The 20332-nt window shown below is 72.6% G+C and carries 13 protein-coding genes and 4 tRNA genes; 8 read left to right on the top strand and 9 right to left on the bottom strand.

The features are described 5' to 3' along the window. Positions 1-222: 222 nt before the first annotated feature. Together purF and purM are read left to right on the top strand one after the other, a co-directional pair. A complete protein-coding gene (purF, locus tag ACQRUO_RS08600) occupies positions 223-1803 on the top strand; it encodes an amidophosphoribosyltransferase (protein ID WP_428315148.1) in 1581 nt (526 codons plus the stop codon). 72 nt (positions 1804-1875) lie between these two features. Continuing rightward, positions 1876-2949: a phosphoribosylformylglycinamidine cyclo-ligase gene (gene purM / locus ACQRUO_RS08595; RefSeq protein WP_428315147.1), complete on the top strand. Its 1074-nt coding sequence runs from the start codon at positions 1876-1878 to the stop codon at positions 2947-2949. Positions 2950-3165: 216 nt separating this feature from the next. On the opposite strand, the gene ACQRUO_RS08590 is transcribed toward purM, so the two are convergent. Both ACQRUO_RS08590 and ACQRUO_RS08585 read right to left on the bottom strand, forming a co-directional pair. Beyond that, entirely contained in the window at positions 3166-3420 is a 255-nt protein-coding gene (locus tag ACQRUO_RS08590) for a DUF3073 domain-containing protein (RefSeq protein ID WP_428315146.1), read from the bottom strand. A 427-nt stretch (positions 3421-3847) separates the two neighbouring features. After that, positions 3848-5023, bottom strand: coding sequence for a Glu/Leu/Phe/Val dehydrogenase dimerization domain-containing protein (locus tag ACQRUO_RS08585; protein WP_428315145.1), 1176 nt, complete (start codon positions 5021-5023; stop codon positions 3848-3850). 204 nt (positions 5024-5227) lie between these two features. On the opposite strand from ACQRUO_RS08585, the gene ACQRUO_RS08580 reads away from it, so the two are divergent. Then, positions 5228-6169, top strand: a complete 942-nt coding sequence (locus ACQRUO_RS08580) for a hypothetical protein (protein WP_428315144.1) — start codon at positions 5228-5230, stop codon at positions 6167-6169. A gap of 567 nt (positions 6170-6736) precedes the next feature. Continuing rightward, complete coding sequence (gene bldC / locus ACQRUO_RS08575; protein ID WP_014137253.1) at positions 6737-6943, top strand: developmental transcriptional regulator BldC; 207 nt, start codon at positions 6737-6739, stop codon at positions 6941-6943. Between the two features lie 725 nt (positions 6944-7668). Here bldC and ACQRUO_RS08570 read toward each other — a convergent pair. Next, positions 7669-7742, bottom strand: a tRNA-Asp gene (locus tag ACQRUO_RS08570). 149 nt (positions 7743-7891) lie between these two features. After that, the gene (gene hrpA / locus ACQRUO_RS08565) at positions 7892-11869 is read right to left on the bottom strand and encodes an ATP-dependent RNA helicase HrpA (RefSeq protein ID WP_428315143.1); all 3978 of its coding nucleotides are present in this window, start codon (positions 11867-11869) and stop codon (positions 7892-7894) included. Between the two features lie 501 nt (positions 11870-12370). Here hrpA and ACQRUO_RS08560 point away from each other — a divergent pair. Both ACQRUO_RS08560 and ACQRUO_RS08555 read left to right on the top strand, forming a co-directional pair. Further along, a complete protein-coding gene (locus tag ACQRUO_RS08560) occupies positions 12371-13654 on the top strand; it encodes a glycosyltransferase 87 family protein (protein ID WP_428315142.1) in 1284 nt (427 codons plus the stop codon). A 98-nt stretch (positions 13655-13752) separates the two neighbouring features. After that, positions 13753-15387, top strand: a complete 1635-nt coding sequence (locus tag ACQRUO_RS08555) for a DUF2079 domain-containing protein (protein ID WP_428315141.1) — start codon at positions 13753-13755, stop codon at positions 15385-15387. Positions 15388-15456: 69 nt separating this feature from the next. On the opposite strand, the gene ACQRUO_RS08550 is transcribed toward ACQRUO_RS08555, so the two are convergent. Beyond that, entirely contained in the window at positions 15457-16779 is a 1323-nt protein-coding gene (locus ACQRUO_RS08550; RefSeq protein ID WP_428315140.1) for an MFS transporter, read from the bottom strand. A 99-nt stretch (positions 16780-16878) separates the two neighbouring features. On the opposite strand from ACQRUO_RS08550, the gene ACQRUO_RS08545 reads away from it, so the two are divergent. Continuing rightward, on the top strand, positions 16879-17964 hold the full coding sequence (locus tag ACQRUO_RS08545) for a DUF5937 family protein (protein WP_428315139.1): 1086 nt from the start codon (positions 16879-16881) through the stop codon (positions 17962-17964). A 135-nt stretch (positions 17965-18099) separates the two neighbouring features. After that, positions 18100-19329, top strand: coding sequence for a styrene monooxygenase/indole monooxygenase family protein (locus tag ACQRUO_RS08540; protein ID WP_428315138.1), 1230 nt, complete (start codon positions 18100-18102; stop codon positions 19327-19329). A gap of 83 nt (positions 19330-19412) precedes the next feature. Here the strand turns inward: ACQRUO_RS08540 and ACQRUO_RS08535 are convergent. The 4 genes from ACQRUO_RS08535 to ACQRUO_RS08520 form a co-directional block, all read right to left on the bottom strand. Next, positions 19413-19486 (bottom strand) — tRNA-Phe (locus ACQRUO_RS08535). Between the two features lie 27 nt (positions 19487-19513). Further along, positions 19514-19587, bottom strand: a tRNA-Asp gene (locus ACQRUO_RS08530). Positions 19588-19649: 62 nt separating this feature from the next. Continuing rightward, a tRNA-Glu gene (locus tag ACQRUO_RS08525) sits at positions 19650-19722 on the bottom strand. Between the two features lie 142 nt (positions 19723-19864). Continuing rightward, on the bottom strand, positions 19865-20206 hold the full coding sequence (locus ACQRUO_RS08520; RefSeq protein ID WP_428315137.1) for a metallopeptidase family protein: 342 nt from the start codon (positions 20204-20206) through the stop codon (positions 19865-19867). Positions 20207-20332: the final 126 nt, after the last annotated feature.

Genomic DNA, 20332 nt, shown 5'->3' with positions numbered 1-20332 from the left:
CCGCCGCGACCCCGGAAGCGGCCCGCAGGTGTCGCCCGGATGGCCGCGGGGCGACCACCGCGCCGGAGTGACCAGCATCACGCACCCCGCTCCGTGATCCGTGTGCCACCTGATCGAACGCCGTGGTAAGGGGTTTCGTCTACGCGCGTCGCCAGGCGAATCGCCAGCTCCGCCGGACGCCCGGCGCCGGAAGCCTGTGCCAACTGCCCTAGACTCGAAGGCGTGCCACGTGGTGACGGAAGACTCAACCACGATCTTCTTCCCGGCGAGAAGGGCCCCCAGGACGCTTGCGGCGTCTTCGGTGTCTGGGCTCCCGGCGAGGAGGTCGCCAAGCTCACGTACTTCGGCCTCTATGCCCTGCAGCACCGCGGACAGGAATCCGCCGGTATCGCAGTGAGCAACGGCTCTCAGATTCTCGTCTTCAAGGACATGGGACTGGTGTCCCAGGTCTTCGACGAGACCTCACTGGGATCCCTGCACGGGCATATCGCCGTCGGACATGCCCGCTACTCGACCACCGGGTCCTCGGTCTGGGAGAACGCCCAGCCGACCTTCCGGGCGACCGCTCACGGTTCGCTGGCCCTGGGCCACAACGGAAACCTGGTCAACACCGCCGAACTGGCCGCGCTGGTCGCCGAGCTGCCCGGGACCGAGCACGTCTCGCGCTCCGGCCGGACCGCCGCGACCAACGACACCGACCTGGTGACCGCGCTGCTCGCCGGCAACCCGGACCTCTCCATCGAGGAGACCGCGCGCCAGGTGCTGCCCAAGGTGCGCGGCGCCTTCTCGCTGGTCTTCATGGACGAGCACACGCTCTACGCGGCCCGCGACCCGCAGGGCATCCGCCCGCTGGTGCTCGGCCGGCTGGAGCGCGGCTGGGTGGTCGCCTCCGAGACGGCGGCGCTGGACATCTGCGGCGCCAGCTTCATCCGCGAGGTGGAGCCCGGTGAGCTGATCGCCATCGACGAGAACGGCATGCGCTCCTCGCGCTTCGCCGAGGCCAAGCCCAAGGGCTGCGTCTTCGAGTACGTCTACCTGGCCCGCCCGGACACCTCGATCGCCGGCCGCAACGTCTACCTGTCCCGGGTGGAGATGGGCCGCCGGCTGGCCGCCGAGGCCCCGGTCGAGGCCGACCTGGTGATAGCGACGCCGGAGTCCGGCACCCCCGCCGCGATCGGCTACGCCGAGGCCAGCGGCATCCCGTACGGCTCCGGCCTGGTGAAGAACGCCTACGTCGGACGCACCTTCATCCAGCCCAGCCAGACGATCCGTCAACTCGGCATCCGGCTGAAGCTGAACCCGCTGCGCGAGGTGATCGCCGGCAAGCGCCTGGTGGTGGTGGACGACTCGATCGTGCGCGGCAACACCCAGCGCGCGCTGGTCCGGATGCTGCGCGAGGCGGGCGCCGCCGAGGTGCACATCCGGATCTCCTCGCCGCCGGTGAAGTGGCCCTGCTTCTTCGGCATCGACTTCGCCACCCGGGCGGAGCTGATCGCCAACGGCATGACGGTCGAGGAGATCGGCAAGACGCTCGGCGCCGACTCGCTCGCCTACATCTCGCTCGACGGCATGATCGAGGCCACCGCCCAGCCCAAGGACCGGCTCTGCCGGGCCTGCTTCGACGGTGAGTACCCGATGGAGCTGCCGGATCCGGCGCTGCTCGGCAAGCTCCTGCTGGAGGCCGAGATCGCCGGTGGCAAGCAGCAGCCGCCGGTGCGCGGCAAGCCGACCGGCTCGGACCTGGACGGGGTCCAGTCGCTGCTCGGCGGCCACGGCGCGGCCGACGCGCTGCGCCGTCCGTAAGTCCTGAGGCGGGGCCCCGGCAACGGGGTCCCGCCGCTTTCGCAATCCCCCCACAGACCCGAAAGGGCCGCAGTGACCAGCAACGAGAGCGGTGCCACCTACGCCGCCGCCGGAGTCGACATCGAGGCGGGCGACCGCGCGGTCGAGCTCATGAAGCAGTGGGTGAAGAAGACCAACCGGCCCGAGGTGGTCGGCGGCCTGGGCGGCTTCGCCGGGCTCTTCGACATCTCCGCCCTGAAGCGTTACGAGCGCCCGCTGCTGGCCTCGGCCACCGACGGGGTCGGGACCAAGGTCGCGCTGGCGGCGGCGATGGACAAGCACGACACCATCGGCCACGACCTGGTCGGCATGGTCGTCGACGACCTGGTGGTGTGCGGGGCCGAGCCGCTCTTCATGACCGACTACATCTGCGTCGGCAAGGTCCACCCCGAGCGGGTCGCGCAGATCGTCAAGGGCATCGCCGAGGGCTGCGTGCTGGCCGGCTGCGCGCTGGTCGGCGGCGAGACCGCCGAGCACCCGGGGCTGCTGGGCCCGGACGAGTACGACGTCGCGGGCGCCGGCACCGGCGTGGTCGAGGCCGACGCGCTGCTGGGCGCCCACCGGGTGCAGGCCGGCGACGTGGTGATCGCGATGGCCGCCTCCGGGCTGCACTCCAACGGCTACTCGCTCGTCCGCCACGTGCTGCTGAACCAGGCCGGCTGGCAGCTGGACCGCGAGGTGCCCGAGTTCGGCCGCACCCTCGGCGAGGAGCTGCTGGAGCCGACCCGGATCTACTCGCTGGACTGCCTGGCGATCACCCGCTCGACCGAGGTGCACGCCTTCTCGCACGTCACCGGTGGCGGCCTGGCCGCCAACCTGGCCCGGGTGATCCCGGACCACCTGCACGCCCGGCTGGACCGCGGCACCTGGAACCCGCTGCCGGTCTTCCGCACCGTGGCCGAGGTGGGCCGGATGCAGACCCTGGAGATCGAGAAGACCCTGAACATGGGCATCGGCATGGTGGCCGTGGTCCCGCCGGAGTCGGTCGACGTGGTGCTCTCGGTGCTGGCGGACCGCGGGGTGGAGGCGTGGCTGCTGGGCGACATCGTGGCCCGCGAGGGCGCGGAGCAGGCCGGCGCGGCGCTGTACGGCGAGTACGCGAACTGAGGCGCCGAGGCCCGGACGCCGCCCGTGCGGGCCGGCACGAACGGCGGTGGCCCTGCCCCCTCGACCGGGGGGCGGGGCCACCGCCGTTCTGTCGCAGCCGGTGCCGTCCGTCGCAGCCGTGCCCGACCGACCCGCGGTCGACCGACCGGCCGCCGGCGAACGCCGAAAACCGGCCCGGCGCTTCCTCAGCGCTCGGACCGGGTCAGGGCGTGCTGCTCACGCGCGTCGGCGGGCCTGATGGGAGGCTTCGGCCTCCTCGTCGTCCTCGTCCTCGTCCGCGTAGTAGTCCGCGTACGCCGCGTAGGGGTCGTCCTCGTCATCGTCCTCGACCACCGGCTCAGGGTTGATCGAAGGAACGGGCGAAGATACGCCCAGTTCGTTGGAGAGACGGTTAGCGTCGAAGCCGCCGCTGTTGTACTTCAGCTGGCGGGCGACCTTCGTCTGCTTGGCCTTGGCCCGGCCGCGCCCCATGGGTCGACCCCCTCAACGGTGGGGCACCACGGCCCCGAGTCTGACACGTGTTCATGATCAGGAGCGGCTTGCCCGAATCGGGAGAGCCGTCCCTTGGAGCATCAACGGTACCTGTTTCCGCCCTCGGACGGTACGTCGCCGGTGTGACGTGGCGCGCACTGTCGCTCCCCGGGACCAGGTCTCTCCTGGTCAAACAGGGAATTTCAGGTGTTGGCAGGGTGCCCGGCGGGTGTCCGGGTCCGTCGTTCTGCGACCGATTATCCCCCGACCGTGGCGTCCGGGACGCCCGATCGGGGGACATCCGGTGAATCCGGTTCCACATTGTGATGCGGACCGGCCGGATCGGGCGGGGTCCGACCGCCTGCTCCGGGGTGCGGAGCCGGCCGGTGCGGACCCCGTCGCGGGGTGAACGACAGCCCGTGCAGACTCAGCCCCGGCGCGCGCCCGGGAGCAGGATCGTGCGCAGCGCGCTGATCTCGCGCATCCGGCGCTCGGCCAGACGGTCGGCGGCGACGGCCGGCGGCACGCCGTCGGCGGCGGCCCGGCTGAAGATCTCCAGGGTGGTGTCGAAGATCCGGGTGGCCTTGTTCTTGGCGCGCTCGAAGTTGAAGCCCTCGATCTCGTCCGCCACCTGGATCACGCCGCCGGAGTTCACCAGGTAGTCGGGCGCGTAGAGGATGCCGCGGTCGGCCAGGTCCTTCTCCACGCCCGGGTGGGCCAGCTGGTTGTTGGCGGCGCCGCAGACCACGGAGGTGCCGGCGGCGGTCAGCTGGGCCACCGTCTCGTCGTCCAGCGCGCCGCCGAGGGCGCACGGGGCGTACACGTCCAGCTTGGCGGCGAGCAGCGCCTGGGTGTCGGCGGCCACCTCGACGTCGGGGTGGGCGGCCCGGACCCGGTTGACGGCGGCCTCGGAGACGTCGGTGACCACCACGGTGGCACCGTCCGCGACCAGGTGGCCGACCAGGTAGTGGCCGACCTTGCCGACGCCCGCGACACCGACCCGCTTGCCGCGCAGCGTCGGCTGGCCCCAGCGGGCCTGGGCCGAGGCCCGCATGCCCTGGAAGACGCCGAAGGAGGTGAGGACCGAGGAGTCGCCGGCGCCGCCGTGCTCGGGGGAGCGGCCGGTGACGTAGTCGCACTCGCGGGCGATGACGTCCATGTCCTGGACGTAGGTGCCCACGTCGCAGGCGGTGACGTAGCGGCCGGCCAGCGACTGGACGAAGCGGCCGTAGGCGCGCAGCAGCGCCTCCGACTTGTCGCCGCCCTCGGCCTTGGCCCGCGGGTCGCCGATGATCACGGCCTTGCCGCCGCCGAGGTCGAGCCCGGCCAGCGCGTTCTTGTAGCTCATGCCGCGGGACAGCCGCAGCGCGTCCTCCAGTGCCTCCTCCTCGGAGTCGTACTGGTGGAAGCGGGTGCCGCCGAGGGCGGGGCCCAGCGCGGTCGAGTGGATGGCGATGATCGCCTTGAGGCCGGAGGTGCGGTCGTGGCAGAGCACGACCTGCTCGTGCCCGTCGCCCGGGACGCCGTCCTGCTCAGTACGGAAGATCCGGCTCAGCACGCCTGGTGCGGGGTGCGTCGCGGACACGGTTCGTACGTCGGTCACTGTGGTGACTCCAGTATCTGCTGGCCCCCGTGCTGTGGTGGGGGCATCTGAAGCGAAGCGTAGTCCGCCGACCCGGGCCCGGGCTGCCCCCTGCTCGCATCCCGGACGGGCGGCCGGCGGCCGGTTCGGCCGCCCGCGGCCGGGCGACGGACCGCGCACCGATCCCCGCCGGGCCCTCCCGATCCGTCGGTGCCGCGTGCGACGATGCAGGACGTGACCGCAGTGCGCACCTCCGTGTTGCCGCCGTACGCCGCCCACCTGCGGGTGTACGAGCCGCTGGCGGCGTACCCCGAACCCGAGCGGGCCCGTTGGCAGGCCTACGCGGCCGAGCGCGGGCCTGACGCGGCGTCGGTCGAGGAACCGGTGGCGCCGGCGGCGCTGGAGGCGCAGCGGGGGGCGCTCGCCGAGCTGCTGCCCAGGCCCCCGCGGGCGCTGCTGCCGGGGGCGGGGGCGGGGACGGTCGAGGACTGGGGGAGGGAGAGCGAGCGGGCCTTCGTCCGGGTCGTCGACGCGGTCACCTACATCTGTCCCTGGGCCACCCGGCTGCGCAGTTGGCAGGCGCTGGACGAGCTGCGCGAGTCGCTGCCGGTGGCGCTGCTGGACACCGTGCTGCCGCAGGCGGTGCGGCAGCAGGCGCAGAGCGCCCAGGCGAGCTGGCGGGCCAGCCACCCCGACGCCCGGCCGTGGATCCTGACCAGCCGTTGGGAGGTGCCGGTCCGCTGGTTCCTGCCGTTCGCCGACGAGGAGCGGCACTACCTGCCGGCCGAGCCGGCCGGCGGGGAACAGCCGGGGCGCCCGGCGGCGCTGTTCTACCTGACGCCGATGGCCCAGGCCCGGCGCCGGGTGGCGCGCGCCTACCGGGTGCTGCGCACCGGGGCCCCGACGAAGGGGAGCCCGCTGGCGCTCGGTGCCGAGGAGGTGGGGCGCTGGCTGGAGGAGTTCCACCCGCGTTCGCTGGTGGAGCTGGACTACGGGGGGTTGGTGCACGTGATCGGTGCCGGCGCGCTGGCGGCCGACCGCTCGGCCGGCGAGGTGGCCGACGGGCTGGCGGCGCTGCGGGAGGGGGACGCGGCGGTCGCGGCGCGGGCCTACGAGGCGGTGACGGAACGCTGGCGCGCGGTGCTGGCGATGCGGCAGGCGAACTGACGTGCAGGACTGACGGGGGGTCAGAACAGGTGTGACGGGGGACTTACGGGGACGACCGGGGGTCGTGGGGGGCGAGCCGTCGTGGTGGCGCGCCCGCGCCCGCCCGGCGTTGTCAGCTGCGCGTGAGCCCGATCGGGACCTAGGTCCCGGTTCGGGTCAATACCTACCGAACGTGACACTACTCACCGTTGACGCGAAGTCGGCTAAAGGTAAAAATGGGACAACCTGCCCAACTTCTTCAGACCTGCCCACTTTTGGGTGGATCTGGGGTCCGTGTGCCCTTTGGGGGGAAACGATGGGTCTGGCCTCTCCCTCACCGGTTGTCACGATATGGTGACTGTCCGCTATGGGGTGGTCCATCGCCTTCCGTCGCTCTTGAACCCGTGAGGGGCCAATTTTGGCGGTTTGGTCGATAGGGCTGGACGGATGGTGTAGTTGTAGACACCAGGACAAGCCGTTCGTCCTATAACCGACTCGGTCCGTCTCTGCCATTTCGGGCATCGCGGGCCAAGGTGCAGAATTTGAAGGATAGAACCGCCCTGGTTCGGTTCTCCGAGGAGGCCGCTCATGACCGCTCGTACCCCTGACGCTGAGCCCCTGCTGACGCCGGCAGAGGTAGCCACCATGTTCCGTGTCGACCCCAAGACGGTCACGCGGTGGGCCAAGGCGGGCAAGCTCACGTCCATCCGCACGCTCGGCGGCCACCGCCGCTATCGGGAGGCGGAGGTGCGGGCTCTGCTGGCCGGTATCCCCGCTCAGCGTACCGAAGCCTGAGGCACCCGCGGCGGCTGCCGTACCGCCGCGTGAAATGCCTGCAAGAGGGGCTGCTGCCGGACTCCGCCGGGTCCGGGAGCAGCCCCTTTTCGTACCCGCACGGACATGAGTGTCAACCGGTTCATGACTGTCATTTGACCGCAGAATGACGATCAAATGGACGAATGTTGTGGCGGGTGGGGCGGGATGAAATACGAATGCCGAATCTTCGGAATGTCGCGGGGAAACTCCCGAAACTCTGTACAATTTTATATATTAAATCACCGGGTTCGCAGGGGGGGTTCACGGCGTCGGGGTTCAAGAAAAGATAAGTGACGACCGTCACACGGCCCTTGCTTGTGGTCTGGACCACTGTACCGATAATGCGTACGGGTGGTCCGCCGGTCGAGCGGCCCCGGAGGCGCCCCCGACCTGCGGCCGAGCCGGACCGCGGGTGCGCCGCGGTCGGCCCGCAGTAGATCTGGAGTCGACCTGGAGCGGCACTGGAGCGGAGTCCTGGGGTCGAGTCTGCCCTGGTCGGCTGGGAGCGAGCTGCGCGGCCACTGGGTGGCGGCTGGGTGCCGCCGGCGGGCCCGGTGCCGGCACAGAGCGGCGGCGGCGTGCAAGCGACGGCGGCGTGCAAGCGACGGCGGCGCGGAGCGGGCCCGTACGGAATTGGCGGCGCAGAACCGGCGACACAAAACGAAGAGGCCCGGAACCTCTCGGTTCCGGGCCTCTTCCGAAGGCGACCCTGACGGGACTTGAACCCGCGACCTCCACCTTGACAGGGTGGCGAGCTAACCAACTGCTCCACAGGGCCTTGCTGTTCACTGGTGCTCAACCGGCTCTTCACCGATGAACCCCAGTGGTTTTTCGCTACCCGCGGCAGCGACAAGACAGATCGTACTGCATCGCAGGCCCCCAGGTCGAACCGGCCGCCAGCGGCAGCCGGTCCGACCTGGGACGCCCTCAGAGCGCAGCCGCCGCCGCGTCCATCGCCTTGCGGATCCGCTTCTCCGAGACCGGGGAGGGCGTGCCCAGCGACTGGGCGAAGAAGGAGACCCGCAGCTCCTCGATCATCCAGCGGATCTGCTTCAGCTCGGCGCCGGGCTGCTGCCCGGCCGGCACCGCGGCCAGCAGGTCGCCGTACTCCCGCTGCACCTCCTGCACCACGGCCAGCTGCTTCAGGTCGCGCTGCGGGTGGTTGGGCAGCGCCTCCAGTCGCCGGTCGACCGCCGCCAGGTAGCGCTTCAGGTCGCCCAGGCGCTGCCAGCCGGTGTCGGTCACGAAGCCGGGGTAGACCAGCGAGGCCAGGTGCAGCTTGATGTCGTTCACCGCGGCCAGCAGCACCGGGCTGCTGACCGTGCGCAGCCGGGTCGAGGCCCGGTGGAAGACCAGCAGGGCCGAGGCGGTCTTCAGCGTGGTGTCCGCCGACAGCTCGTACAGGTCGGCCCGGACCTGGTCGTGGAGCTTGGTGAACGCCGCCTCCTCCCAGGCCGGGCCGCCGGCCAGGGCCATCAGCCGGTCCGCGGAGCAGGCGGTGATGTCCTCGAAGAGCGCCGGGATCGAGCCGTGCGGGTTGTAGGAGAGGGCCAGCTTGGCCTGGTTGCCGAGCCGCGACTGGATCCCCTTGGCCGGCGAGTTCACGGTGAGCAGCAGCAGCCGCCGGGTGCCCGCCCACATCGCCTGCGCCTGTGCCTGCGGGGTGTCGTAGAGCCTGATCGACACGCTCTCCCGCTCGTCGGTCAGCGCCGGGTAGGCGCGCAGTGAGTGGCCGCGGGAGCGCTGCTCGAAGGTGCGCTGGAGCAGCGGCAGGTCCTCGGGCCAGCCGGTCAGGCCGGTGCGCTCGATGCCGCGGTGCGAGGCGGCCGAGGAGAGGGTCTCCTTGAGCTTGGGCGTCAGCTTCAGCCGCAGCTCCTCCAGGTCCTTGGACTCGGCGAGCTTCCGCTTGCCGTCCACCACCCGGAAGGTGACCTTGAGGTGGTCCGGGATCCGCTCCTCGTCCCAGGCCTCCGGCGGGATCGGCTGGCCGCCCATCCGGTGCAGGATCCGCTCCAGGGTGGGCAGCAACGGTTCCTGGCGGTCGGTCAGCTCGCGCAGCACGGCCCTGGCGTAGTCCGGCGCGGGGACGAAGTTGCGCCTGATCGCCTTGGGCAGCGAGCGGATCCAGGCGGTGACCAGCTCGCCGCGCAGCCCCGGGATCTGCCAGTCGAAGCCCTCGGCGGAGACCTGGTTGAGCACCGGCAGCGGGATGTGCACGGTCACCCCGTCCGCGTCGCTGCCCGGCTCGAACTGGTAGGTCAGCGGGAAGCGGAGCTTGCCCTGCTGCCAGAAGTCCGGGTAGTCGGCCTCGGTGATGCCGTCGGCGCTGTCGTTGATCAGCATCGACTTCTCGAAGTTGAGCAGGTCGGGCTGCTCGTGCCGCGCCTTCTTCCACCAGGAGTCGAAGTGCCGGGTGGAGACCACGGTCTGCGGCAGCCGGGCCTCGTAGAAGTCGAAGAGGGTCTGGTCGTCCACCATGATGTCGCGCCGGCGGGCCCGGTTCTCCAGCTCCTCGACCTCGTCGAGCAGCCGGCGGTTGGCGGCGAAGAACTGGTGGTGGGTCTCCCAGTCGCCCTCCACCAGGGCGTTGCGGATGAACAGCTCGCGACAGAGCTCGGGGTCGATCCGGCCGTAGTTGACCCGGCGCTGGGCCACGATCGGCACCCCGTAGAGGGTGACCCGCTCGAAGGCCATCACTGCGCCGGCCTTCTTCTCCCAGTGCGGCTCGCTGTAGTTGCGCTTGATCAGGTGTTCGGCCAGCGGCTCGATCCAGTCCGGCTCGATCTTGGCGTTGATCCGGGCCCACAGCCGGGAGGTCTCCACCAGCTCGGCCGACATCACCCAGCGCGGCGGCTTCTTGAACAGGCCGGAGCCCGGGAAGACGGCGAACCGGGCACCGCGGGCGCCGCCGTACTCGCGCTTCTCCACGTCGAACAGGCCGATGTGGGAGAGCAGCCCGGCCAGCAGCGACTGGTGGATCCGGTCGGCGTCCGGCTCGGCATCGTCGTGAGGCTCCTCGATGGTGACCCCGAGCTGCTTGGCGACCGTGCGCAGCTGGGAGTAGATGTCCTGCCACTCCCGTATCCGCAGGTAGTTCAGGAACTCGGCCTTGCACATCCGGCGGAACGCCGAGGAGGAGAGCTCCCGCTGCTGCTCCCTGAGGTAGCGCCACATCGCCAGGTAGGAGAGGAAGTCGGAGGTCTCCGAGGTGAACCGGCGGTGCCGGTCGTCGGCGGCCTGCCGCTTCTCGGCCGGGCGCTCGCGCGGGTCCTGGATGGAGAGCGCGGCCGCGATCACCATCACGTCGCGCACGCAGCCGTTCCGGTCCGCCTCCAGCACCATCCGGGCCAGGCGCGGGTCGACCGGCAGCTGGGCCAGCTTGCGCCCGAGCTGGGTGAGCCGCCTGCGCGGGTCGGACTGCTCGGGGTCGAGCGCGCCGAGCTCCTGGAGCAGGCTGACGCCGTCCTTGATGTTGCGCGAGTCCGGCGGGTCGAGGAACGGGAAGGCGGCGATGTCGCCCAGGCCGGCCGCGGTCATCTGCAGGATCACCGAGGCGAGGTTGGTCCGCAGGATCTCGGCGTCGGTGAACTCGGGGCGGGCGAGGAAGTCCTCCTCCGAGTAGAGCCGGATGCAGATGCCGTCGCTGGTGCGGCCGCAGCGGCCCTTGCGCTGGTTGGCGCTGGCCTGGCTGATCGCCTCGATCGGCAGCCGCTGCACCTTGGTGCGGTGGCTGTAGCGGGAGATCCGGGCGAAGCCCGGGTCGATCACGTACTTGATGCCGGGGACCGTCAGCGAGGTCTCGGCCACGTTGGTGGCCAGCACGATCCGGCGCGAGCCGGAGCGCTGGAAGACCCGGTGCTGCTCGGCCGAGGAGAGCCGGGCGTAGAGCGGCAGCACCTCGGTGGACCTGAGGTTCAGCTTGTTGAGCGCGTCGGCGGTGTCGCGGATCTCCCGCTCGCCGGAGAGGAAGACCAGGATGTCGCCGGGCCCCTCGGCCTGCAGCTCCTGGGCGGCGTCGCAGATCGCCTGGATCTGGTCGCGGTCCCGGTCGACCGCGCTCGCCGCGTCGGTGTCGTCGTCGAAGTCCGCGTCGTCGTCGAGCAGCGGGCGGTAGCGGACCTCGACCGGGTAGGTGCGGCCGGAGACCTCGACGATCGGGGCGTCGCCGAAGTGCCGGGCGAAGCGCTCGGGGTCGATGGTCGCCGAGGTGATGATCACCTTGAGGTCCGGGCGGCGGGGGAGCAGCTGCTTGAGGTAGCCGAGCAGGAAGTCGATGTTGAGGCTGCGCTCGTGCGCCTCGTCGATGATCAGCGTGTCGTACTGGCGCAGCTCGCGGTCGGTCTGGATCTCGGCCAGCAGGATGCCGTCGGTCATCAGCTTGACCAGGGTGTCCTGGCCGACCTGGTCGGTGAACCGGACCTTCCAGCCGACCACCTCGCCGAGCGCGCTGCCCATCTCCTCGGCCACCCGCTCGGCCACCGTGCGGGCCGCGATCCGGCGCGGCTGGGTGTGCCCGACCAGGCCCTTGATCCCGCGGCCCAGCTCCAGGCAGATCTTCGGGATCTGGGTGGTCTTGCCGGAGCCGGTCTCGCCCGCCACGATCACCACCTGGTGGTCGCGGACGGCCGCCAGGATCTCGTCCTTCTTCTGACTGACCGGCAGTTCCTCCGGATAGCGGATCCGCGGCACCGCCGCCCGGCGCTGCGCCACCCGCAGCTCGGCCTTGGCGATCTCGCCGGCCAGCTCGGTGGTGATCTTCTGCCGGGCCTCGTCACCGCGGGCCTTGCGGGCGCCGTCCAGGCGGCGACCGATCCGCTGCTGGTCGCGCAGCGTCAGCTCGGGCAGCCGGCTGGCCAGCTCGCCGATGGTGGGTGCGTCGGCGGGCTGGACGGCGGGGGAACTCATCGCGGGCATCCCTCTAGGGTCGCAAAAGGCGGCTGCGGGCCGCACCCCGGTTTCGGGCGCGGCGGCCGGCGGCGGTGGTGACGGGCGTCTCCAGTGTCACACCCGGTCGCCGGCGGGGACCCGCGCCCTCCGCCGCGGTCCGGGCGGCCGGTTTTCTCAGCGGATTCTCCCCTCGGCCGCCAATGCTTTTCTCATCCGACAGGTCGATGCTGTCGGCACCCGGGCCGGTACCCGGTTCCGGACGGCAGACCGATCTGGCGTTCGGGTGGCGTTACCATCAACCGGGTGTGACACCCCTGTGACGCTTGTCGTGACGGGAGTCACTGAGGGCGACCGGGGGTGCGACTAGCTTTGGCTGGTCGGCCCCGGAAACGCCGCGTCGTTCGTTCACGCCCAGGCTCCACGTCACGAGAGGCAGAAGCAGCAGGATGTCAACGATCACGCGGCAGCGACCCCTGACCTCGAGCCTCGCGGTCACTCGTGGGTGACCGCAGAGAACAGGTGCCGACCGCCCGTCCGCGCCTGTTCGGCAGCACCGGGGTGGCCGCCGCCGCGGCCGTGATCTCCCTGGGCGTCTTCACCGTCTGGCGGCACTTCTACGGCGTGACCATGGTCGACATGCTGGTCTACCGGGCCGAGGGACAGGCCGTGGTCAGCGGGCACAACCTCTACACCATGCGACTGCCGGGCTGGGACCTGGCGGCCACCTACCCGCCGTTCGCCGCGATGCTCTTCGTGCCCAGCACCTGGTTCGCGGTCACCACGCTGCGCGCGCTGGTCATGATCGCCAACATCGGGCTGCTCGGGCTGCTCGGCTGGTTCTCCTTCACCCTGGTGGGCTGGCCGCGCCGGCGCCACCGGCTGGCCGGCGCGCTGCTGGTGGCCGGCTTCGGCGTCTGGCTGGAGCCGGTCTGGACCACCCTGCAGTACGGCCAGGTGAACCTGGGCATCGCCTGCCTGGTGCTCTACGACCTGACCCGCCCCGACCGGCACCGCGGCAAGGGCATCGCGATCGGCCTCGCCGCCGGGCTCAAGCTCACCCCCGGCCTGTTCGCCGTCTACCTGCTGCTCACCGGGCGGGTCCGGGCCGCCCTGGTCTCCGCCGCCACCTTCGCGGCCACCGTGCTGATCGGCGTGGTCGCGCTGCCCGGCGCCTCCTGGGGCTTCTGGACCAGGTACGTCTGGGACACCCGCCGGGTCGGGATCACCGAACTGGTCGACAACCAGTCGATGCGCGGTGCAGTGGCCCGGCTGGTCAGCAAGCACGACCCGGGGATGCTGGCCACCGTGAGCGGCGGGCTCTGCCTGGTGCTGGGGCTGGCCGTCGCGGTCATGGCGGCGCGCTCGGTGCGGGAGATGCGCCGGGCCGAGGCCTGGGGCGTGGTCTGCACCGCGATCACCGCGCTGCTGCTGTCGCCGATCAGCTGGACCCACCACTGGGTCTGGTGCGTGCCGCTGCTGGTGCTGCTCTGCGCCGAGGCCGCCCAGGAGCACCGCCGGCCGCGCGAGCTGCGCCGGCTGCGCTGGCGGCCGGCGCTGGTGCTCACCGCGGCGGTCTTCCTCTCCTACGCGATGTGGCTGGTGCCGCAGGCCGGCGGGCTCGGAGTGCCCTGGTACTGGCAGCTGCCCTCGTCGGTCTACCCGATCACCGGCGTGGCCGTGCTGGCCGTCACCGGTCGCCGGCTGCTGCGGATCCACCGGCCCGCGCTGGCGCGGTTCGGCCGGGCCAAGGACGTGCCCGCCGACCCGAGCCCGCTGGACGCCTCGCTCACCGGGCAGCTCTGACCGGTCCGGCGCCGAGCGCGCCGACCGGTCGACTTGACCGGCCGCCCCGTCCTTCGGGCACCCTGGACGCCGATCCCGACAAGGCAGCTCTGACTCAGATGACGTACCGGACCGACCACCAGCCGGCGACGGCCCAGGCAGACCGCACCCGGCCGCCCGGCCCGGCGCCGCTCCTCGCGCGGCTGCGCGACGGCCTGCGCTCCAGCCGCGGCCGGGCGCTGCTGCTGAGCCTGCTCTGCTTCGGCGTCTGCTTCGCCATCGGCATCCAGGAGTGGACCTCCGCCCAGCTCGGCGGCTTCGACCTCGGCATCTTCGACCAGGGGGTGCGCGGCTACGCCCACTTCGGCCTGCCGCTGTCCACGGTGAAGAGCGTGCACCACGAGTTCCCGCCCGGGTTCTCCATCCTCGGCGACCACTTCTCCCCGATCCTCGCGCTGCTCGCCCCGCTCTACTGGGTGTGGAACGACCCGCGCGCCCTGCTCCTCGGCCAGGCGCTGCTCTTCGCCGCCGGCGTGCCGCTGATCCGCCGGATCACCGCGCACGCCTTCGCCGCCGCCGAGCAGCGGCCCCGGCAGCGGGCGATGGACCTGGCCGGGCTCGCCTACGCGCTCGGCTGGCCGCTGCTGGTCGCCTCCCGGGTCGGCTTCCACGAGGTCGCCTTCGCGGTGCCGCTCACCCTGCTGATGCTGGAGCGCGGGCTGGCCCGGCGCTACGGCACGGTGGCGCTGGCCGCGCTCGGGCTCTGCTGCACCAAGGAGGACCTCGGCCTGATGGTCGGGGCCTACGGACTGGTGCTGATCCTGCGCGGCCGCCGCGCCGGCGACCGGCGCGGCCGGCAGGTCGGCGCGGCCCTGCTGGTGCTCGGGCCGCTCGCCTCGGTGGTGGCGATCCAGTGGCTGCTGCCCGCGATGGGCGGCCAGCCCGGCTACTACTGGAACTACCAGGAGCTGGGCGCCAACGCCGGCGACGCGGTCAAGCACGTGCTGCACGACCCGTGGCTGCTGGTCCAGGGGGCGACCAACGAGACCCTCAAGCCACTGCTGGTGCTCTGGCTCTTCGGCACCCTGCTGCTGCTCCCGCTGCGCTCGCTGACCGCGCTCTGCCTGGTGCCGCTGCTCACCGAGCGGCTGCTGTCCACCAACCCCAACCACTGGTCGATCGCCCGGCACTACGACTCCTTCCTGTGGCCGATCCTGCTCACCGCCACCATCGAGGTGCTCGGCCGGCTGTACACCTCCGAGCGGCGCCGCCGGCTGGCGGTGCGGCTGGGCCTGGGCACGGTGGCGATCACGGTCGTCGCCGCGCTGCCGCTCGGCCTCGGTTCGCTCGCGGTGCCCGCCTACTGGAAGGCCGCGCCGAGCGAGGCCGCACTGCTGCGCGGCAGCAAGCTGATCCCGGACGGCGCCACCGTGGAGGCGGACAACCAGGTGGTGCCGCGGCTGACCGCGCGCACCCACGTGGTGCTGGTGGACGAGATCCCGCGCGGCATGGACTACGTGCTGATCCGCTCGGACGCCCGGACCTTCCCGTTCGCCACCGTGCAGCAGCAGAAGGACCGGATCCAGCTGCTGCTGACCCACGGCTACCAGCAGATCTGGTCGGACGGCGGCACCGTGCTGCTGCACCGGGTGGGCGACCAGCCGATCCCCGGCGAGAGCATGCCGGGGCCGCACAGCACGCCGATCCAGGACGTGGTGCCGTCGGACGTGGGGCACAACCTGTTCCTGGGGTGACTCGGGTGACTGGGGTGGCTGGGGTGAGGCGCGGGCCGGGGCGGCTTCTTCTCCCCGGGGACCCGCCGCTCAGGCCGTCGCCGCCCGCGGTGCCCCGGCTCGCACCGCCGCCGCGCCCAGCAGGGTGGCGGCGGCGAGCACGCCCCAGAGCACCCCGGTGCCGGCCCCGAGCAGCGCGGTGAGCACGGTCGGCGCCAGCGCCCGGCCGATCCCGGTGGAGAACTCCCAGCGGGCGATCGCCCGGCCCAGCCGGTCCGGCGGCGCACTGGCCACCACCAGCGCGGTGCCGGAGCCGGCGTAGCCGATCTCGCCGAGGGTGTAGAGCACCGCCACCACCGCGATCGCCGCCGGCCCGGCGCCCCGCCCGCCGACCCCCGCGGCCAGCCAGAAGCCGAGGTAGGACAGGGCCAGCAGCACCCCCGAAGCGGCCAGCACCGAGCGGCGCGAGCGGTTCGCCAGCCGGGTCACCACGGCGACCTGCAGGGTGATCACCAGCACCGTGTTGCCCACGAAGATGCCGGAGGACCAGGCCGGTGAGGCGTGCAGCCGGGTCACCAGCAGCGCCGGCAGCGCGACCTCCAGCACGTCGAAGCAGCAGGCGAAGGGCAGGTTCGCCAGGCCCAGCAGGGTCAGGCCCGGCACGCCGGTGCCGGTGCCGGGCCGGCGGCGGAGGTGGAAGCGGAAGCGGGGGCCGCGGGCGGTGGGGGCTGCGGTGGCGCCGGGCGAGGTGTCGGGGGCGGTGGGAGCCGCGGCCGGGGAGGCGGGCGAGGAGACCCGCAGCGAGTACACCAGCACCGCCGCCACCAGGTACCCCACCGCGGTCAGCCGGGCCAGCCCGCGCAGCGTGTCCGCGCCGCCGGCCACCGCCAGCGTGGCGAGCAGCGCGCCCACCCCGAGGCCGCCGTTGCGCAGCGAGCGCCCGGCCGCCAGGGCGGCGTCCCGGGCCCGGCCCTCGGTGAGGCTGGCGACCATCGCCGCGTGCGCGGTCGGCCAGGTCTGGGTGCCGGTGCCGAGCAGCACCGCGGCGAGCAGGAACCCGGCGGTACCGGGCAGCGCGAGCAGCACGACGACCCCGGCCGCGCGGGTCAGCAGGGTGGCGGTGACGGCGGTGGAGCGGGCGCCCCGGTCGATCCAGCGGCCCAGCGGGGCCACGGCGGCCAGGCCGAGCAGCATCCCGGCGGAGAGCGCCAGGCCGGCCGTGGTGGCCCGCAGGTGCAGCACGCCGATCGCGTAGAGCAGCAGGAAGGGGCGCAGCAGGCCGGCCCCGAGGGCGTCCACCAGCAGGGCGGTGGCGTACCGCGGGCCGCCGGGGGCAGTGAGCAGGCCGGGGCGGGGTGCGGTGGGCGGGTGCGGCAGGAGGCGGGCCGGGAGCCGAGGGACCGTCAGGTTCATGGCCGCCACGCTGCGCCCCGCCCCCGGCCCCTGGCACGTGGATTGACGCAGACCGTCAATCGTCACCTGCGCTCCGCGGTGAGCTGCGACGATGCCGGTATGAGCGTGACGATCGACATCACCGGCGTGCCCCCGGAGCGGCTGGTCTTCGCCCCGTCGCCGCTGGCCGAGCTCACCGCGATGCTGCACGTGCTGGCCGAGCCGACGCACCACCCGGCGCTGCACGGCTGGGCCACCAGCACCACGGCCGCGCTCCGGCCCGCCCTGCTCGACCGGCTGCTGGAGGCGGAGTTCCTCTGGCGCTCGTCCCGGGCCGACTTCCTGTTGCCGGCGGCGCCGGCGGCCTCCCTGGCCGCGGAGCTGGACGCCGTCGACCGGATCGACGACGAGCGCTACGTCACCGCCGCGCTGGTCACCACCTGCGGCGCCAACCGGATCGGTTTCGTCCCCGGCTCGCCGCTGGCCGACCCCCTGGCCCGGGAGCGGGCCCGTGAGCTGGCGCTGGCCCGCGGACCGCGGCAGGCCGCCTTCGCCGACCGGCTGCTCGCCGACCCACCCGCGGTGCGCGCCATCGTGCGCCGGCTGCTGGAGGACTGCGCCGAGGAGTTCTTCACCGACGCCTGGGCCCGGGCGCTGCCCACCCTGGCCGCCGACGCGCGGCGCAAGGGCGACCTGCTCGCCCGGCGCGGCCCGGCCGAGGCGCTGGGCGCCGTCTCGCCCGCGGTCGGCCACGATCCGGCCGGGTCGCGGATCGTGATCGACAAGCTGCAGGACAACGCGACCAGCGCGGCGGGCGGGCAGGTCACCTTCATCCCCACCCTGTTCGGCCGCCCGCACCTGGTGGTGGTGCACGCCGCCGGCTGGGCGCCGGTGGTGCAGTACCCCGCAGCGGAGGCGGGCCACCCGCAGCCGGTCACCCTCGACCTGGTCGAGCAGCGCCTGGCGGCCCTGGCCCATCCGATCCGGCTGCGGCTGGCCCGCACCCTGGCCCGCGGCGAGCACACCACCGGCGAACTGGCCGCCGCCTGGCGGCTGACCGAACCCGAGGTCTCCCGCCACCTCGCGGTGCTCCGCAAGGCCGGCCTGGTCGGCACCCGCCGCCGCGGGCGGTACGTCCTCTACCGGCTCGACCTGGGCACCAGTGCCCGGCTCGGCGCGGACTTCCTGGAGGCGGTGCTGCGCTGAGCCGGCCGCGCCCTTGGCCGGCCGGCACCTGTTTCCGGGCCGTGACCGGCACCTCTTTCCGGGCCATGACCGGCAGCTGTTTCCGAGCCATGAACTGACGTACCATCAGGCCCTTCGTCGTCCCGGGAGGCTGCCATGCGTCGGATCGCCGTTGTCGGAGCGGGCCAGGCCGGGCTGCACCTGGCGCTCGGGCTGCAGGCGGCGGGCTACCCGGTGACGCTGGTGGCGCCCCGCACGCCGGAGCAGCTGCGCGGCGGGCCGGTGCTCTCCACCCAGGCGATGTTCGGGCCCGCACTGCGGATCGAGCGGGCGGCCGGGCTGGACCTGTGGGCGGCCGAGGCGCCCGCGGTGCGGGAGGTCGGCGCGGTGCTCGCGGTGCCGCCCGGGGTGCGGGCGCTGGAGTACACCATGACCCTGGACGAGCCCGCCCGGTCGGTGGACCAGCGGCTGAAGCTGGCGGCCTGGCTGGAGCTCTTCACCGAGCGCGGTGGCCGGCCGGAGTACCGGGCCCTGGACCGGGCCGGCCTGCGCGAGCTGGCCGAGCGGCACGAGCTGACCGTGGTCGCGGTCGGCCGCGGCGAGCTGGCCGAGGTCTTCGCCCGGGACGAGCGGCGCTCCCCGCACCGGCAGCCGCAGCGGACCATCGCCTGCCTCTACGCGCACGGTGTGGGCTCGCCCGGCCCGGTGGCCGAGCCCCGGGCCCGGATGCACGCGATCCCGGGGGTCGGCGAGCTGTACCTGCAACCCGCGCTGACCCTGTCCGGGCCGTGCTCGATCCTGCTCTGGGAGGCGGTCCCGGGCGGCCCGCTGGACCGCTTCGCCGACCGCCCCACCCCCGCCGGGCAGCTCGCCCGGATCCGCGCCCTGCTCCGCACCCACCTGCCCTGGGAGGCCGAGCTGTGGGCGGCGGCCGAGCCGACCGACCCGGGCGCGGCGCTGTTTGGCGCCGTCACGCCCACGGTGCGCCACCCGGTGGCCCGGCTGGCCGCCGACTGCCACGTGCTCGGGCTCGGCGACGCCCTGGTGGTCAACGACCCGATCGCCGGCCAGGGCGCGAACAGCGCGGCCCGGGCGGCGGCCTGGTACCTGGCGGCGATCACCGAGCGGGGTGCGGCGCCGTTCGACCCCGGGTGGATGGCCGAGACCTTCGAGCGGTTCTGGCAGCAGCACGCCCGGCACACGGTCGACTTCACCACCGCGATGCTCGCCCCGCCGGACCACCTCCAGGCCGTCTTCGCCGCGGCCGCCACCCACCCCGCGGTCGCCCGCCGCTTCGCCAACACCTACGCCGACCCGGCCGACCACGCCGCCTGGCTCGCCGACCCGCGGACGACGGCGGCGTACCTGGCGGAGGTGACGGGGTAGCGGGGTGCGCGGTGCGGTCCGCAAGCCGGCCGGGACACGAAGAAGCCCCCGCAGCGAGTCGCTGCGGGGGCTTCCTTGGACTGTGGCCAGGGCCGGGGTCGAACCGGCGACCTTCCGCTTTTCAGGCGGACGCTCGTACCAACTGAGCTACCTGGCCGTACTGCACCATCCCTTGCGGGATGAGCGATCCTGACGGGACTTGAACCCGCGACCTCCACCTTGACAGGGTGGCGAGCTAACCAACTGCTCCACAGGACCTTGAACCGAGTCTTGCGACCCAGAACTGTACTACGAGTACTGCTTGTCTTGCGTGTACTGCGTGCCCCCAACGGGATTCGAACCCGTGCTACCGCCTTGAAAGGGCGGCGTCCTGGGCCACTAGACGATGAGGGCTTTCGGCCCGCCCGGCTGTCATCCAGCGGTCGGGGACGTTGAGAAGCATATGGGATGCAGGCGGGAACACCAAAACGGTTTCGGCCGGGTGGGTTCACCCCTGGGTGCGCGACCTGCGGCTCGGCGTGGTCGGCAGGCGCGGTCAGGACCAGCCGAGCTCGTGCAGCTCGTGGTCCTCGAAGCCGAAGTGGTGGGCGACTTCGTGGATCACCGTGGTGCGGACCTCGGCGATGACCAGTTCGCGGGTCTCGCACAGGCGCAGCGTCGGGCCGCGGTAGATGATGATCCGATCGGGGAGGACGCCCGCGTACCACTCGCCGCGCTCGGTCAGCGGGGTGCCCTCGTAGAGGCCGAGCAGCTCGGGGGTGGCGGGGTCGGGCTCGTCCTCGACGAAGACGGCCACGTTGTCCATCATCGCCGCCAGCTGCGGGGGGATCTGGTCGAGCGCGTCGCCGACCAGCGATTCGAAGTCTTCCCGGCTCATGTCCACCTGCCCATTCTCCGGCGCGCGGTGAAGCGTTGCCAGGTGCCGGGCCGCTGACGGGCCGTCGAGCCGCCCCGGGCGGGTGGCGCGCGGCCCGGGCCGCCGGGGCGGTCCGGGCGGCCGGGG

Source organism: Kitasatospora sp. LaBMicrA B282 (genome assembly GCF_050325825.1).
In the GTDB taxonomy this organism is placed as follows: domain Bacteria; phylum Actinomycetota; class Actinomycetes; order Streptomycetales; family Streptomycetaceae; genus Kitasatospora.
The sequence above is the reverse complement of the archived record's forward strand: the minus strand, read 5'-3'. Positions and strand labels throughout refer to the sequence as shown.

Coding starts and splice junctions, on each gene's coding strand:
- ACQRUO_RS08540 (WP_428315138.1), top strand. CDS start 18,100: ATGCGTCGGATCGCCGTTGTCGGAGCGGGCCAGGCCGGGCTGCACCTG.
- bldC (WP_014137253.1), top strand. CDS start 6,737: ATGACCGCTCGTACCCCTGACGCTGAGCCCCTGCTGACGCCGGCAGAG.
- hrpA (WP_428315143.1), bottom strand. CDS start 11,869: ATGAGTTCCCCCGCCGTCCAGCCCGCCGACGCACCCACCATCGGCGAG.
- ACQRUO_RS08550 (WP_428315140.1), bottom strand. CDS start 16,779: ATGAACCTGACGGTCCCTCGGCTCCCGGCCCGCCTCCTGCCGCACCCG.
- ACQRUO_RS08545 (WP_428315139.1), top strand. CDS start 16,879: ATGAGCGTGACGATCGACATCACCGGCGTGCCCCCGGAGCGGCTGGTC.
- ACQRUO_RS08555 (WP_428315141.1), top strand. CDS start 13,753: ATGACGTACCGGACCGACCACCAGCCGGCGACGGCCCAGGCAGACCGC.
- ACQRUO_RS08580 (WP_428315144.1), top strand. CDS start 5,228: ATGCAGGACGTGACCGCAGTGCGCACCTCCGTGTTGCCGCCGTACGCC.
- ACQRUO_RS08590 (WP_428315146.1), bottom strand. CDS start 3,420: ATGGGGCGCGGCCGGGCCAAGGCCAAGCAGACGAAGGTCGCCCGCCAG.
- ACQRUO_RS08520 (WP_428315137.1), bottom strand. CDS start 20,206: ATGAGCCGGGAAGACTTCGAATCGCTGGTCGGCGACGCGCTCGACCAG.